This is a genomic window from Streptomyces sp. NPDC051322, assembly GCF_040689485.1.
Classification (GTDB): Bacteria; Actinomycetota; Actinomycetes; order Streptomycetales; family Streptomycetaceae; genus Streptomyces.
Map to the genome: position 1 here is coordinate 28,405 of NZ_JBFBAK010000018.1, position 15,850 is coordinate 44,254.

The 15,850-nt window shown below is 66.7% G+C and carries 10 protein-coding genes and 5 pseudogenes; 9 read left to right on the forward strand and 6 right to left on the reverse strand.

Annotated features, from left to right (window positions below; genetic code table 11):
- Window positions 1-165: 165 nt before the first annotated feature.
- Window positions 166-486 (reverse strand): annotated as a pseudogene (locus AB0436_RS29180) (IS110 family transposase); the annotation flags it as partial.
- Between the two features lie 390 nt (window positions 487-876).
- Here AB0436_RS29180 and AB0436_RS29185 point away from each other — a divergent pair.
- Window positions 877-1,299: a transposase gene (locus AB0436_RS29185; protein ID WP_366470951.1), complete on the forward strand. Its 423-nt coding sequence runs from the start codon at window positions 877-879 to the stop codon at window positions 1,297-1,299.
- A gap of 149 nt (window positions 1,300-1,448) precedes the next feature.
- Entirely contained in the window at window positions 1,449-1,763 is a 315-nt protein-coding gene (locus tag AB0436_RS29190; RefSeq protein WP_366470952.1) for a putative quinol monooxygenase, read from the forward strand.
- A gap of 2 nt (window positions 1,764-1,765) precedes the next feature.
- Here the strand turns inward: AB0436_RS29190 and AB0436_RS29195 are convergent, their stop codons facing one another.
- Entirely contained in the window at window positions 1,766-2,026 is a 261-nt protein-coding gene (locus AB0436_RS29195) for a hypothetical protein (protein ID WP_366470953.1), read from the reverse strand.
- A gap of 526 nt (window positions 2,027-2,552) precedes the next feature.
- Between AB0436_RS29195 and AB0436_RS29200 the strand changes: the two are divergent.
- Window positions 2,553-2,642, forward strand: a pseudogene (locus AB0436_RS29200) (hypothetical protein); the annotation flags it as partial.
- Window positions 2,643-2,908: 266 nt separating this feature from the next.
- Entirely contained in the window at window positions 2,909-3,148 is a 240-nt protein-coding gene (locus tag AB0436_RS29205) for a hypothetical protein (protein WP_366470988.1), read from the forward strand.
- A 575-nt stretch (window positions 3,149-3,723) separates the two neighbouring features.
- Here AB0436_RS29205 and AB0436_RS29210 read toward each other — a convergent pair.
- Window positions 3,724-4,095: pseudogene (locus AB0436_RS29210) on the reverse strand (IS110 family transposase); the annotation flags it as partial.
- Window positions 4,096-4,526: 431 nt separating this feature from the next.
- On the opposite strand from AB0436_RS29210, the gene AB0436_RS29215 reads away from it, so the two are divergent.
- Both AB0436_RS29215 and AB0436_RS29220 read left to right on the forward strand, forming a co-directional pair.
- Complete coding sequence (locus AB0436_RS29215) at window positions 4,527-6,935, forward strand: SpoIIE family protein phosphatase (RefSeq protein ID WP_366470954.1); 2,409 nt, start codon at window positions 4,527-4,529, stop codon at window positions 6,933-6,935.
- A 161-nt stretch (window positions 6,936-7,096) separates the two neighbouring features.
- Window positions 7,097-8,373, forward strand: a pseudogene (locus tag AB0436_RS29220) (NF041680 family putative transposase); the annotation flags it as partial.
- A gap of 43 nt (window positions 8,374-8,416) precedes the next feature.
- On the opposite strand, the gene AB0436_RS29225 reads toward AB0436_RS29220, so the two are convergent.
- The 3 genes from AB0436_RS29225 to AB0436_RS29235 all read right to left on the reverse strand — a co-directional run bounded on the left by AB0436_RS29225 (window position 8,417) and on the right by AB0436_RS29235 (window position 12,398).
- Entirely contained in the window at window positions 8,417-8,704 is a 288-nt protein-coding gene (locus tag AB0436_RS29225; RefSeq protein WP_366470985.1) for a transposase, read from the reverse strand.
- A 153-nt stretch (window positions 8,705-8,857) separates the two neighbouring features.
- On the reverse strand, window positions 8,858-10,384 hold the full coding sequence (locus tag AB0436_RS29230) for an APC family permease (protein ID WP_366470955.1): 1,527 nt from the start codon (window positions 10,382-10,384) through the stop codon (window positions 8,858-8,860).
- Window positions 10,385-11,252: 868 nt separating this feature from the next.
- Entirely contained in the window at window positions 11,253-12,398 is a 1,146-nt protein-coding gene (locus AB0436_RS29235; RefSeq protein WP_366470956.1) for a Gfo/Idh/MocA family oxidoreductase, read from the reverse strand.
- Window positions 12,399-12,594: 196 nt separating this feature from the next.
- On the opposite strand from AB0436_RS29235, the pseudogene AB0436_RS29240 reads away from it, so the two are divergent.
- The 3 genes and pseudogenes from AB0436_RS29240 to AB0436_RS29250 form a co-directional block, all read left to right on the forward strand.
- Window positions 12,595-12,813 (forward strand): annotated as a pseudogene (locus AB0436_RS29240) (SDR family NAD(P)-dependent oxidoreductase); the annotation flags it as partial.
- Window positions 12,814-13,037: 224 nt separating this feature from the next.
- Complete coding sequence (locus tag AB0436_RS29245) at window positions 13,038-14,795, forward strand: IlvD/Edd family dehydratase (RefSeq protein WP_366470957.1); 1,758 nt, start codon at window positions 13,038-13,040, stop codon at window positions 14,793-14,795.
- On the forward strand, window positions 14,777-15,835 hold the full coding sequence (locus AB0436_RS29250; RefSeq protein WP_366470958.1) for a D-2-hydroxyacid dehydrogenase: 1,059 nt from the start codon (window positions 14,777-14,779) through the stop codon (window positions 15,833-15,835). Before AB0436_RS29245 ends, AB0436_RS29250 begins: the two co-directional genes overlap by 19 nt.
- Window positions 15,836-15,850 lie beyond the last annotated feature (15 nt).

The window sequence follows — 15,850 nt, forward strand, 5'->3', positions numbered from 1 at the left end:
GCGGTATGTACCGGCGAAGGTGTCGTCCCGGCGCAGGCCGCGCTCGATGTTGGAGATGACGGCGGGCCAGACGCTGAAGTGGTTTGCCGCGCTGGTGAGGGTGATGTTCTTCGATTGCCGGGTCTGCCGCAGGTCCGCGACGTCGGGGACACGGACCGGGGTGGTCAGCAGCCGGAAGACCTCACGGTCGATGGCGCGCTTGAGCAGCCGGATGATCTCCTTTTTCGTACGGCCGGCGTCGGTTTGACGCTCGACGTAAGCACGAGTGCCTTGGTCGCGGACCGTCCGGACGAGCGCGATCCGGTACAGAGCCGCGTTGGCCGCGCGGTCGCCACCGCGGGAGAGCCGGTGCCGGTTGGTCTTCCCGCTCGAGGCCGGGACGGGGGCCGCACCGCACAGCGCGGCGAAGGACACTTCCGTGCGCAATCGTTCCGGGTTCGCCCCTGCTGTGATCAGCAGCTGGGCGGCGGTGTTTGGGCCCACGCCATAGGCGGCACGCAGGCCGGGGTTGAGCTCGGTGACCAGCGTGTCCAGCTCCGCGGTCAGAGCCGTGCGTCTGCAGAGGCTGTGCCTGACATGCTGGAGGAGCCTTCCTTGCCGAAGGTAGCTCCGGCCGGACAGGGCAGACAGGACAGTCAGGGGCCTCTGGCCAGGCTCTCCTGACTTGTTCAATCGAGCCCAGACGCTCGGTCTGCAGCCGTAGCGTCCAGGGTGTCGGCCGGCACGGGCCCGCAGTGCTCCTTGCTGCCCTCGGGCTGGCTCACTGATAGCGTGCCGCCGCTGGCCGACACCCGCGCGGTGTGGCTCGACAGAGGCATGAAGGTGACACGGTGACAAGTCAGGGTGCCCACCGCACTCCCCTTGCTGTCTCATCGAGTGCGAGGCCAGTCTGTGATCCTGATCGGTGTCGATCCCCACAAGTCGTCCCACACCGCCGTCGCCGTCGACGCCGCAGGCCACCAGGTGGCCCAGCGCCGGTTCGTCGTCAATGCCGGAACCTTCCGCCAGCTGATGCGCTGGTGCGAGCAGTGGCCCGAACACCGATTCGCGGTCGAAGGAGCTGGCGGTCTGGGCCGCTCGCTCGCCCAGCAGCTGGCCGCCGCGGGCGAGAACGTCGTCGATATGCCCTCCACCTTGTCGGCCCGGGCCCGGCTGCTGGCGTCCGGCGGGGATCGTCTCGCGCATCGCGGGGATCGGCGACCAAGATCGAGGGGATCAGCCGTGGAGCCCAGTTGCGCCGGCGATGAAGGGATGGGCGATGATGTCCGGGCAGGCACGGGTCTCGCTCGGTTCTCATGAGTCTCGACAACCACATGATCACCGGCACCGTGCGTGCTCTGCTCTCCCGGGCCTCCTGCCGCACAACGGAGATGACGCCACGTCACTCACGAGACCGGCGAACCCGGACCAATCCCAAGCACGCAACGCCCCTGACCCCAGGAGGGACAATGCCAGTCACAGTCGTGGCCGCCATCAGACCACTACCCAAACACCGTGAGGAGGTCCTCGCAGCGGTCATCACATCGATCCCGGCAATACACCAAGAGGAAGGGTGCCTGCTATACACACTTCACGATGGGGGGAAGGAGTTCCTCATCATCGAGCAGTGGGCAAACGAGTCTTTGCTGGAACAGCACGGTGCTAGCGAGGCCGTTGGACAGGTCCAAGACGCACTGGAGGGAAAACTCGAGGAACCCGTGTCGATCACTGTGGCGACGCCTGTGCCCTGTGGGTCAGCTGAGAAGGGCCAGCTCGTCGGTTGACCTCAATGCCTTGGCTGAGCACCGGCAGCGGTGCGACACCGGGCACGGCACGCAGCAGACCCGAGCAGCGGGTGGGTGGCTCGCTCGGTGAAGCGGCTGAGCCTCATGACGGCTCCGCCCGCACTTCCGACGAGAACCGCCAGGCGGAAGCCGGCGACGAGTACGGTGAGGCTGGGCTCCAGGTTGTGCAGGCCCTGGCCGCTCAGCCAGTCCTGCCTGAAGCTGTCGAGGATGTAGCGCAGGGGCGGGAAGTAGATCGACATCGAGTAGCGACTGGAGATCCACCACAGGGCCAGGAGGACGACCGGCAGCCACAGCTCCGTCGACGACCCGTTCCGCGGCGAGGGCTCTCTCGGCGCCGAGGCTCGGGGCGCCGCTCTGCCCGGCGAGGCGCTGGCTACGGGCCGGCGGAACCGGCCGGGTTGCTGCAGGTACGCAACACCGCGTCGGTGCCGGTGAATGACCCAAGGCCGGGTAGTTAACGTTTTCGCAGGTCACGCAAGCCAGTTGAAGGATTTCCGACGCAAGAGCAACGGAGCTCGTTGGTACAGGCAGTCGTCCAAGACAGCTTGTACTTGAGGAGCTCCGTTGCTGTTTCATAATGTCCTGCCGGCCTCGGTGATGGCCATCACCCGTACGGTCACGGTGGCGCGGGCCGGTACGCGCCCGGGCATCTGGGCGAGCTGACGGCCGTCGTGCCGTTCGAGCTGGTCGACGCGGTCCTGGCGGAGACCCGCTCAGTAACTGCGTGCTCTTCCTTCGAGGGTCGGGATCTACTTCCTGCTCGCGATGTGTCTGTTCCCTGAAGTCGGCTACCGGCTGGTCTGGGACAAGCTGACAGCCGGGCTGACCGAAGTGCCGGTAGCCTCCCCGACGCCGATGGCCCTGCGCGATCTGCGCCGACGCCTGGGCAGTGCCCCGGTGCGGGCGTTATTCGATGTTCTCGCAGGGCCTCTGGCCCGGCCGACGACACCCGGTGTGCGGTTCGGGCCGTACCGGACTGTGTCATTCGACGGCTGCAGTTCCCAGAAGGTCCCCGGCTGCGGGCGAAACAGGGCCCTGGATGGGGCGAACCTCCCATCAAGGCTATCCCACACTGGAGTTAATGACGCTGGTCGAGACCGGCACACGTGCCTTGCGGCGCGGTGTTCGGGCCCACCGCTGAGGGCGAGACCAGCTATGTCTCGCGCCTGCTGCATCTGCTGCGGCCGGACATGCTCGTCCTGTGGGACAAGGGCTTCGACGGCAACGACTTCCTCGCCTCCGTCACCGCGCCCCGCGCCCAGTTCCTGGGCCGACTCCGCAGCAACCGGCGTACCCCCGTTCTCACACGTCTCGCCGCGGCTCATACCTGTCGGTCATCGCCGCCGAGAAGGTACGTGTGATCGACGCGAACATCACGGTGACTGCGCGGACGGCACCGTCTTCACCGGCTCCTACCAGCTGGTCACCACCTTGACCGACGCCTGCCGCTACCCGGCGGCCGTGCTGGTGGGCCTCTACCACCAGCGCTGGGGTGCGACACGAAGTCGCACGAGATTGAGTGAATTACCTGATCGGAGGATCGGCTTGATGTCGACAGCGTAGTTCCCGGCCCATGCTCAAGGCCCGTCCCCACTTCGACATGCGTCAACGGTAACGGCGGGGTGTGGAGCTCGAAGGAGAAGCCCAAGGGCCCCCGTTCCATCCGCGGGCCACAGGCAAGGGGAAGACCGGACGGGTGAACGCAAGTGAACCCTGATGATGCTTCGTGATCGTGGGCTCCGCCGATGGATTGCTTCAGCGGGGTGCAGGACTGGCCGCTGAGAAGCGGCAGGCGCCGGCTGAAGACCCAACGTCAGCCGGGAGAGCATCGCCGTCCCGGAGTTTAGGGGGCACCCACCCCGGTCGTATCTCACTCGTGCGGAACGTGGAAAGCCCGCTGGGGTCCGGGCGCGACAGCGTCCGGTCAGCCCACCGTGCGCAGGGCGACGGCGATCTCGTCGCCGGGCCGCAACAGGCTCAGGTCCCGGCGCATGCGGGCCTGATCGGTGATGACGAAGGCGTCCTTGGCGTCGGTGTTGCCCTCACCCCGGTAGGTAGCCGAGGCGCGGTGCACGGTCAGGCCGGTGATGTAGACCATCGGCTGGTCATGACTGAGCAGCAGCCCGATCAGCAGAGCAGCACCGCCGTGGTTGAGATCGACCGCCCACAGCACGTCGGTATCCAGCGCCAGGACGTCGGCGATCAGTTCCAGCAGTGCTATCTCGTCGCTGAGGACCCGGCGGGACAGCAGCCGCTCACCGTCCGCATCGATCACCACGCAGTGGTGATGTTCCTTGCCGATGTCCACTCCGGCTCATATCTGGGGCACGGCCACCTCCGCCAGCTCGTCGTCGTACATCGATCCCGCAGACGACCTCGCCGACGTTGCCCTACACAGCGATCGAGTCGCATCTCCCAATTGGCGGTCGAGTCGTCGCGGGGCTCCGGGCGGCCAAGCCTCTCCAGCCATCGGACGGCTAACGCATGACAGCCATACCCGGAGCCCCTGGGTCCACCGATCTACGAATGACCAGTTCGAACCCACGACAAGAAAGTAGGACATGCCATGACTCTGAGTTACAACATAGAATCAAACGTTCATTCAAATCGAGCGCTCGGATGCCGCTCGACCAGAAAGCGACGATGGTTCGACGTCGCGGCTCGACCATCCGAAGCCTCATATGGTGGCCTAATCGGACATACTGAATCGTAGTGGCGATCGGTTGGGAGGTGCGCAGAATGTGGTCTTCGTCCCGGCAGGCTGGCGCCTGGCCGTCCGTGTTCGACGAGATCGCGACGGCTGTGATCGATCGTCGGGGCACGGTGCTGTGCTGGTCCCGCGCGGCCGAGGAACTACTGGGCCAAAGGGCAGGGGAGGTCTGTGGGAAGCCGGTCCGGGACCTGCTGGCCAATGCCTCCGAGCGGTGTTGCCGAGCCGAGGCCGGGGAGATCGGGATCCCGCACGCGGGGCGGGCAATGCTGCGGCACTGCTCCGGCCAAACGATCGAGGTCGCCTTCCAGGTGGTACTGCCGTTGCAGGCCGCCTCCTACCTGGTCCTGGCCGCCCCCGCCCACCGCATGATCGACTGGATGCAGGGTGCGGCCTTGCTGCGTGCACTGATCGCACAGGAGCGGATCGGGATTGGCATCCATGACTCAGACCTGACCGTTGTGCGGACCAACATCCCACCCGAGATGTTTGGCGGCCCCGGCCAGCCCATCGGCAGCCGACTGATGAAGGTGTTTTCCTCGCAGGATGCCGAGGCCGCCGAGACGGCACTGCGCCGGGTGCTCGATACGGGCGTGCCGCTGGTCGAACAGGAGCAGCAGATTCGCTCGCCGCAGGTTTCCAGCCGATGGTCGTCCTTCTCGCTCTCCGCCTTCCGGCTGGAGGATATCCAAGGACACACCAGCGGCTTGGCCACGCTCTGCACGGATGCCACCGGGCAGCTTTGGGGCCGCCGGGAGCTGGAGCTACGACACCAGGCCTCGGTCCGGATCGGCGCCTCCCTCGACGTCCAGCGCACCGCCCAGGATCTCGTGGACGTCCTCGTCCCTGCCTTCGGGGACCTGGCCTCGCTGGATCTCGCTGAGGCTGTGCTCGCAGGGGACGAGCCCGCCAAGTTTCTTGGCGGAGGAAATCTACACCTGCGCCGGGCCGCGGTGGCCTCAGCCGCCGGACCCTGGCCGGCCGCACTCCTTCAGCCCGGTGAGGCGCTCCCCCCGTGGCCGGACCACCCGATTCTCCGGAGCTTCCAGCAGGGTGAGGCCGTCATCCAAGACCGAGCGAGCTATGTCGATGCAGTCGGCACCCCGGAGATTCTCCGCAGATTTGTCCCCGAGCGCGGGCAGTCGCTAGCCGCCGCCCCGCTGTTTGCGCGCGGCATGGTACTTGGCTCCATCGACGTCTGGCGCACCGAGCAGCGCGAGCCCTTCGACCAGCTGGACGCGGACCTGCTGGCCGACATCGTCTCCAGGGCAGCGCTCAGCGTGGACAACGCCCGCCGCTTCACGCGCGAGCATCGCGTGGCCGTCGCCCTTCAGCAGCGCCTGCTCCCGCAGCCCACCACTCACTCCCCGGCGGCCGACACCGCGGGGGTGTACCTGCCCGCTGGTGGCGGTGCCGAAATCAGCGGCGACTGGTTCGACGTGATCCCGCTACCCTCACTGAGAACCGCCTTCGTCGTCGGCGACGTCATCGGCCACGGCCTGCCAGCCACCGCCACCATGGGCCGACTGCGCGCCGCCATTCAGACCCTGGCCGACCTGGAGCTAGATCCCACCGAACTCCTCACCCACCTGGACGAACTTGTCACCCGCATCGCCACCGAGGCCGGCCCCGAACAGCAGGACACGACCGGCGCCACTTGCCTGTACGCCAACTACGACCCCTTCACCGGCCGCTGCACCCTGGCCTCCGCCGGTCACCCACCACCGGTTGTGATCCAGCCCGATGGCACCCCCCAAATTCTGGAGGAGCTCTCCCCCGGGCCTCCGCTGGGCGTCGGAGGCATGCCCTTCGAAACCACCGCGATCGACTTGGCCCCGGGCAGCATCCTCGCCCTATACACCGACGGGCTGATCGAGCGCGCCGACTACAGCGCGGACGACGGTCTGCAGCATCTGGCCAACCGCCTGGCGGCGCACCATCGCCCAGGCCGTCCCCTGCAGGAAACCGGCCGTGCTCTGCTCGCCGACGCCGCCAACCCTCCACCGCGCGATGACATCACCCTGCTTCTGGCCCGCACCCGCGTCCTGCCGCCGCATGCCACGGCGGCGTGGGAGTTCCCCGCCGACCCTGCCGTCGTCGCCGCCGCCCGGGAGGCCACCTCCCGCCAACTCGCCACCTGGGGGCTGGACGACCTCGCGTTCACCACCGAATTGGTGGTCAGCGAACTGGTCACCAACGCCCTCCGCTACGCCGGCGGCCCCATCGGCCTGCGGCTGATCCACGAGCATGTACTGGTCTGCGAGGTCACCGACCCCAGCAACACCCAGCCCCGCCTGCGCCGCGCCCTCTGCACCGACGAAGGTGGCCGCGGTCTGTTCCTCGTCGCCCAACTCACCGCCCGTTGGGGCAGCCGCTACGACCAATCCGGCAAAACCATCTGGGCGGAACAGCCCCTGACCCGCACCAGCGCGGCGTGAGCTTGATCTTTAATCTCGCACGTCACCCGACCTGCTGAGATTCGCTGTTTCCGGGGACACGTGACGCGGCCGTCCTCCACGCTTCGAGATGTCGAGTAACGCAGCGTGAAGGAACGGCCGTTGAGTATGAGTTCCCTGCCGATGTCCCCGCCGTCGAGGCGCTGGGAATCTTGTCCCGCTTTCGGGTGGAGTTCTATGAGTGCCTGTAGGCGCGCGCGGGCACGCTCTTCGAGCTGGCCGACTCGGTGTTGTGCGCGGACGGCCCGGTGACGTCGCTGGTCGAGCTGACACTGACGGCCGAGCATCGGCGCGGGCATGGCGCGATGTACGACGCGGTCAATCACGGCTGGCTGGAGCCGCGCCGTCTGCAGCGGCTGCTTGCCTCCACGCCGTTGCCGAGGGCAGCCGACGGGCGGATCGTCCTTGCGGTGGACGTGAGCAACTGGCTGCGGCCCGATGCTCCGGCCAGCCCGGACCTGCTGTTCTGCCATGTCCACGGGCGAGGACGCAGCGCTGACCAGATGATTCCCGGCTGGCCCTACTCCTTTGTCGTGGCCCTGGAGACGGGACGCACCTCGTGGACCGCCGTGCTGGACGCGGTCCGGCTGGGTCCGGTCGACGACGCTACCGCGGTGACCGCCGGCCAACTGCGCGATGTCGTCGTCCGGCTCGTGCGAGCGGGGCAGTGGAAGCCTGGTGACCAGGACATTCTCATCGTCATGGACTCCGGCTATGACGTCACCCGCCTCGCCTACGTCCTGGCGGACCTGCCCGTCGAGCTGGTCGGCCGCCTGCGCTCGGATCGGGTCATGCTCCGCGACGCCGGACCCCGACGTTCCACTCCGCGCGGCGGGCAGCCCCGCAAGCACGGCGGTGTCCTCACCTTCTCCAAGCCGGACTCCTGGCACACCCCCGACCAGACCACGAGTTGTGCCACCAACCGTTATGGCAAGGCCGAGACCTTGGTCTGGGACCGGATGCACCCGCGTCTGACGGCGCGCGGCCCGTGGCTCGACCACTGAGGTGAACTACCCCTGATCCACAGCACGTTGACCAGGCTGAAGGTCGAGCACCTGCCCGGCGACCGGGACCCGAAGCCGGTGTGGTTGTGGTCCTCGCACACCGAGATGACCGGCGCGGACGTCGACCTTCGCTGGCAGGCGTTCCTCCGCAGATTCGACCTGGAGCACACTTTCCGACTGTTCAAGCAGACCCTCGGCTGGACCGTGCCGAAGGTCCGCGACCCGGCGACCGCCGACCTGTGGACCTGTGGACCTGTGGACCTGTGGACCTGTGGACCTGGCTGATCATCGCCGCCCACACCCAGCTCCGCCTCGCCCGCCCCCTCGCCGAGGACCTCCGCCGTCCCTGGGAACGGCCTGCCGAGCCCCGTCGGCTCACCCCCGCCCGAGCCCGCAGGGGGTTCCGCCACATCCGCGCGAAGACCACGAGACTGTCGCACGGCTCCTGCCCCGTGAAGGTCAAGAGCGCTTCCTGGGCGTGTGATTGATGAGCTTGTTGAGGTTGTGCACCGTGCCGAGGAGCTTGATCTCGGCGTCCACCGCCGGGCGGCCGCGGTAGTTGAGGTGTCGTCTGAAGCGTTGGAAGATCTGGGCGGATCCCGGCTCGACCAGGGCGCTGCGTGGACGGTACTGGGCCCGTTCTGTTGGGGTGGCGAGGCGGGCCGCCATGTCCTGCTGGTCGGCAGGGGCCTGCTGACGTTTCGCTGGGAAACCTGCCTGGTCGGCATCGCTGGTGACCGAGACCAGTAGCGGGAGTCAGCGAGGGCCTCGAAGGACGCGGCGGAAGCGTACCCGCTGTCAGCGAGCCGGATTCGTGACCAACGGTGCTACCACGTCACACCTCCAGTGACCACGACGGCCTGGCAAACGACATTAGGAAGCGTTGCAGTTCCGCGGAAATCACAGCTCCTGCCGACCGATTCGCTGGTAAACCTCAGGGCGCTTCACGCGCAGGACGTGGGCTACCAGGATTCCAGCCAGGAAGAGGACGAAGGTGAGGATGAGGAACACCACCCCCAGCACACCGCCGGCGCCGATCAGGTCGGAGTAGTTCACGACGGCGAGATACGTCACGAGCCCGAGCCCTGCGGCTGAGAGCAGCGGAGCGACCATCGTCTTCCACGGCGAGACAGACGTGCCCGAGCGGTTCGAACGGAAGTAGGCGAATACGGCGATGCTGGTAATGAAGAGGAGCAGGAGAACCGCGAAGGTGCCAATGCCGCTGGCCTTGGGATAGAGCGAGTCGGGCGGGGTGCCCGCGATCGCGAAGAGCATGATGGCGACCGTCCAGAGCCCGCCGATAAACGAGGCGGCGAGATACGGTGATCCGTGCCGGGGGTGAACTCTGCCGAAGACCCGGGGCAGGATTCGGTCGGTGCCGAGCGAGTACAGGTATCGGGTTGCGACGTTCTGGATCGAGAGCATGGACGCGAGGATTGAGGTCATCAACAGGACGGTGACGATGTCGACGAAGATCTTCCCCACAAGGGCCGTCAGCACGACTCCGAAGATGCCTGCGTTATTCGCCGTCGCTGCGCTCTGCACGTGATGCGCACCGAAATAGGCCACGTACGCCCAAGCAGCGATCGCGTAGAACAGGCCGATGCTCGCTACCGAGATGTAGGTTGCCCGGGGAATCGTGGCCTCCGGGTCCTTGACCTCCTCCCGATAGATGACGGTGGCTTCGAATCCAAAGAAATTTCCCACCACGAAGAGGAGCGCCAGGCCGATGTTGCTGTCGTTGACCGACGGCAACCTAATCGATGCTCCACCGCTGCCAGTTGGCGCGCCGTGCAGGAAGGAAGCAACATCGAAAACGACGACACAGATAGCTTCGAGCACCATCACCACGGAAAGCACCCGGGCCGACAGGTCGATCCGGTGGTAGGCCAGGGCAGTCGTCACAGCTGTGATGGCCAGTGCGTAGCAGTACCAGGGGATGTTGGGGCCGCCGAGATCGTGCGTGACGTAGCTCTGTATCGTCACCGCGAAGAATGGGGGCGCGAAGAACCCGATCACCGCGTAGCCGAAGGTGGCGATAAACGCCCCGCCGAGGCCCGCCGCCCGGCCCAGGCCAGCGGTGACGAACGCGTAGAACCCGCCGGGGTTGGGGACCCTCCGGCCCATGGTTATGAACCCGACCGAGAAGACAATGAGTAGCAGGGTCGAGACGATGTAGATTGCCGGGCCGGTGTTTCCACCGAACATCAGGAGCACTGGGATGAATCCAGCGACAGTGGTGAGCGGCGCGGAGAAGGCGAGCACGCTCATCGCGAGCTCACCCACCCCCATATTCCCCTCCAAGCGCTGTGCGGGCACTGGGGCGGTGATCTCCGATGCTGTCATTGACGTTTCCTCTTCGTGATAGATCCCCGGCTTCCACACCAGAAACGCGACCACCGCATTGAGGACGGCATTGTTGTGCATTCTTGTCCGCGAGTATACTCGCAAGGTGAGCTGGAGAGATCTGAATTGTGTCTGGAAAGCCGGTCAGTGCGCTGTCCTGCGATGCGGCGCATGGTCCGGTAGGTGACTTTCTCCGAGTTGACGCGCAGGAATTCGTAGACCTTGAATGTGTGATGTTGGCATGGCCACCCGGGCGGCGGGGCCTGCGGCAGCTGCCGTCAAGTGGCCCCGGGGACTCAGTTCCGCAGGCCCTCCGGGCTCATCCCGATCTCGCTGTCAGGCACCTTGATCGAGCTGCGGCCGTTGAACCTCGCCGTCCGATAGGCGCAAACCGTACCCCGGCCCGGGGTAACGGCCCGACCAGCACCCCGAACAAGGCCCCGCACCGGTGCGCTGCCGAATCTGCCGCGCAGATCGCGTGGCGCTTTCGTGCTGGGGCAGACGATCGGCCTCCGTGGGGAACAGGCACATCGCCAGGAGAAAGTAGATGTCCGGAGCAAACCGGCCCGTGGCCTCAGTCTCCGTCCGAGCGATGACCCCCAGCACCGACGGCGAGATGTCTTGGTCGAGCGCCTGTACCAACGAGCTCCGTTGCTCCATGGCAAGAACCGGTCAACACTCCCGCCGTGACCTGCGGGAACGCTAAAGCCCAGCCTTGGAGTTTCCCCTCTGATCTGGACAGATTCGTGACTGGCTGTCGGCGAGATCGCTGATCGAGACTCCCGATCGACCCGTACCGACCATGATCGGAAAGGCAACCTATTCGGGTAGCCGGGGCATGGCAACGTGACGCGGCTACCAGACTGAGAGGCTGTCTGCGCAGGGTCGCGCGGACAGAAGGGGCGGAGATCGGGGGGGGTGAACTCCGCCCCTTCTGCGTGCATGCGCTCTATGCCTGCGTCGTGGTTACTCCGGTAACGGTGGGGATAGCGACCCACTGGCCGGAGTGAGCGCTGCGGACGGAGGCATCGACCAGCTCGGAGGCCGACCAGCCGTCGGCCGCCGACGGTGCGAGCTGCGTGCCCTCGGCAACCGAGCGCAGGAACTGCGCCGCCTCGATCGTTTTGAGGTCGTTGAACCCGATGCCGGGACCAGCGTTCGGTTGGAAGCGCCCGAACTCCCCGAATGACGTGCCGGTCATGATCGTGCGGTAGCCGCTGCCGTTGTCGGCGACCTCGAGTTGGTTCATGCGATCGAAGTTCCAACGTAGCGAACCCTTGGTGCCGTAGACCTCGATGATGTACTCGGCGTGAGGGCCAATGGCGACTCGGGTCGTCTCGAGGATGCCGATGGCGCCGCCGTCGAAGCGGGCGAGAAGCGCGGCGTAGTCTTCGTTCTCGACCTCGCGGGTGGAACCTCCTGGGAGCGGACGCTGCGGGATGAAGCGCTCGGTGACCGCGTTCACCGAGGTGATCGGGGCCACGAGGAACTGCGCCAGGTCGAAGCCGTGACTCAGTACGTCCCCGAGCACCCCGGTGCCGGCCTGCGCCTGCTCGTACCGCCAGGTGAAGCCCTGGTTGGGGTCGGAGGCGTAGCTGGTGATCATGCGGATCTGCAGGTTGGTGATGCGCCCGAGCTCGCCGGAGCGGATCAGGCGGCGTGCCTCGGCGACCGCCGGAGCGTGACGATAGTTGAAGCCGACCGCCGTGAAGAGTCCCGCTGCGGCCGCGCCCTCCGCGATCTCTCGGGACTCGCGGGCGCTGCGGCCCATCGGCTTTTCGATCCAGAAGTGCTTGCCGGCGTCGATGGTCGCCAGCGCGATCTCGTGGTGCAGGAAGTTCGGCGAGCAGATGGACACGACGTCCACATCCGGATGCGCGAGAAGTTTGCGGTAGTCGGTCGTCGTCTCGCGGAATCCGAGCGCTTCTGTCGCGTGGGCGCGTCCCTTCGGATCCGGGTCGGCGGCGATCACGAGTTCCGCGCGCTTCGGCAGCTCCGGAAAAATCTGCTGACTCTGGAGGTAGGAGCGCGCGTGGAGCCGCCCCATCACTCCGACGGAGATGAGGCCGACTCCGATGTGGTTCTGGTCTTTCATGCGACTCCTTCGTCTGACGCGGGTCTCGTGGATGTTCCGACCGGCGCTCCCGGGAGGGATTCGGGGGCGTCGTCAACGCAGCCTAGGAATGCCGACCCGGGAAGCAGTGTGTCAATCTGGAACATCGGTGGCCCTCGCCGTGCTGCTGTACTGACTCGCATCAGTCCTGATGAGTCACGAGGGAGTTCCGGCGACGATGAGCAAACGGGTGCATCACACTGACCCCGAGCACGCGCGCTTGCTGATCACCGGTACTACCTCCGGCGTGGGTGAGGCCGCAGCGAGGCTTTCCGCCGCGCGTGGGGCTGCCGTCGCGCTGCTCGGCCGGCGTGCCGGGGAGTTGAGCCGCGTGACTTTCGAGATCGGCGACCGCTCCCACATATTCCGCACCGATGTCTCCGACTCCGCGTCCGCAAACGATTCCGTGGGAGCTCGGTGGACTCGACGTGGCGAGCATCGCATGGGCTGTGTCGCTCGAAGAGCTGGCCGACGGGTTGTGGCGATCGACGGCGCCTTCGCGACCGGCACCAGCATGGCCCTCGCGGTGGCAGCACCGAGGCCTGACGCACACGTTCATCCAGGACGTCCCGCACCCGCGCGGACTATTTCGCACTCCGCCGTTCAAGGAGCACCACACTCATGTCCGACCCGAACACCAGTGAACTCCGCAGCGCGCGGTGGTTCGGCCCGCACGATCTCACGGGATTCATCCACCGAACCGCCATCCAGGCGGAAGGCTTCTCGAAGTTCGCCCTCAAGGACCGGCCGGTCGTCGGCATCGCGAACTCCTGGTCGGAGTTGGTGAACTGTAACATCCACTTCAAGCTGCTGGCTGATGCGGTCAAACGTGGGGTGCTGATGGCGGGCGGCCTGCCGCTCGAGTTCCCAACCATCTCGCTCGGCGAGAGCCTGATGAAGCCGTCGGCCATGCAGTTCCGCAACCTCATGGCCATGGACGTCGAGGAGTCGGTCCGGGCCTACCCGCTCGACGCGATCGTGCTGCTCGGCGGCTGCGACAAGACGGTTCCGGCGCAGCTCATGGGCGCGGCGAGCGCTGACGTCCCGACGATCATGCTCACCGGCGGGCCTCAGGAACCCGCCTACTTCCGCGGTCGTCAGCTCGGTGTCGGTACCGACACCTGGAAATACGCCGACGAGCTCCGCGCGGGAACCATCACACAGAAGGACTTCAACGAGCTTGAGGCCAGCGCGAAGCCCACCGCCGGGCACTGCAGCGAGATGGGCACGGCCTCGACCATGGCCTCCCTTGTTGAGGCGCTCGGCATGTGTCTGCCCGGAACCGCCTCGATCCCCGCCGTGGACTCCCGCAGAGCCTCGGCGGCCGAGGCCACTGGTCGACGAGCGGTCGAGATGGCGCTTTCGGGACCCAGGCCGAGCGAGGTGCTTACCGAGCAAGCATTCGATAATGCCATCACCCTGCTCATGGCCGTCGGCGGCTCGACCAACGCGGTCGTGCACCTGCTCGCGCTGGCGCGGCGGGTTGGCTACAAGCTACAGCTCGACCGTTTTCACGAGATCTCGAAGCGCACCCCGCGGATCGTGAATGTGCGCCCCTCGGGCGAATACCTCATCAAGCAACTATTCAACGCCGGCGGCATCTCCGCCGTGCTGAAGGAGCTCGACCCCCTGCTGTACGGCGACGCGATCACCGTTACCGGCGAGACGCTGGCCGACGGCTACCGCAACGCAGACGAGCCGGACGGCCAAGTCATCAGCAAGCTCGAGCAGCCCTTCGACGCCACGGGCGGCATCGCGGTCGTTCGCGGGTCGCTCGCCCCCAATGGCGCGGTCATCAAGCGGAGCGCCGCGTCGCCCGAGCTGCTGAAGCATCGAGGGCCGGCGGTTGTCTTCGAGGACATCTACGATCTCGGGCGCCGGATCGACGACCCCGGCCTCCCCATCACCGAGGACTCGGTGCTGGTGCTGCGCAACAGCGGGCCCGCGGGTGCGCCCGGCATGCCGGAGTGGGGCATGCTGCCGATCCCCGAGCGACTGCTCCGCCGCGGGGTACGTGACATAGTGCGTATCTCGGACGCACGTATGAGCGGCACCGCGTTCGGCACCACCGTCCTCCACGTCTCGCCCGAGGCCGCGATCGGGGGACCGCTTGCCGCCGTGCGAGACGGTGACCCCATCGTGCTCGACGTGGAGAACCAGCGCCTCGATCTCGACATCCCGGACGAGGAGATCGAACGGCGCCTCGCGGACGTTGAGCTGCCGGCCCCGAAGTACCGCCGCGGCTACGGCCGGCTCTTCATCGACCACGTCACACAAGCCGACGAGGGATGCGACTTCGACTTCCTGGAGAAGCTGCCGGATGAGGAGCCGCAGCGGCTTCCGTACGGCCTGACCAGCGGATGGCAGGGCGGCTGGTAGTCGCACCGATGAATTGGAATGCGGCGCCGCGGAACGGGACGCCGCTCGAAGTGGGAGAAGATATGTATCGCCCGAAGGTCATCGTCATCGTGCCTCAGGGAGGACAAGTGCCGCCGCTCGCGGCGGTGGAACCCGAGGCGGAGGTCCTCGTCGTGCGCACGGCCGAAGAGCTGCGGGCCGCCCAGGAGAACGCCGAGATCCTATTCCTCAACGACTTCCGCAGCACGCTGCTGCGCGAGGTCGGGCCGGGGCGGCTACGTTGGATCCACACCTCCAGCATCGGCATGGATCCGCTCCTGACCGAATCGATCGTGAATAGCGATGTCGTGGCCAGTAACTCGCGAGGGGTCTGCGAGCGTCCGATCGCGGAGTGGATCCTCGGCGTGCTGCTGATGTTCACCAAGGACCTGCGCCGCACGATCGAGCTGCAGCACGAGCACCGCTGGCAACACAGGGAGACCGAACCGATCCTGGGCCGGAAGGTGCTGGTCGCGGGACCCGGCCCGGTGGGACGGGAGACCGTACTGCTCCTTCGTGCCGCAGGAATGGATGTCACCGTGGTGGGCCGTACGGCCCGGCAGGACCCGGCGCTCGGTGCCGTCGCGGCCATCGCGGATCTCGACGAACTGCTCCCCGAAGCAGACGACGTTGTGTTGACCCTCCCGCTCACCGAGGACACCCGCGGCCTGTTCGATGCGTCGCGACTGAACAAGATGCGACGGGGCGCCCGGTTGGTCAACGTCGGACGGGGCGCTGTGGTCGCCGCAGACGACCTACTCACCGCTGTCGATGGCGGTCACCTCGATGCCGCGGCCCTCGATGTGTTCGAGCAGGAACCTCTGTCGGCCGACAGTCCGTTCTGGAGCCGACACAACATCCTCGTGTCGCCGCACGCGTCGGGTGACCTGGTGGGCTGGCGCAGTCGCGTCGTCGACCGCTTCGTCGAGAACTTGCGCTGCTGGAAGGCCGGCGAGCCGCTGCGCGACGTCGTCGACCTGCGCAAGCTCGGAGTCACCGCGCAAGCGTCGACCGCCCACTGAGTTCGCGACGCGGAA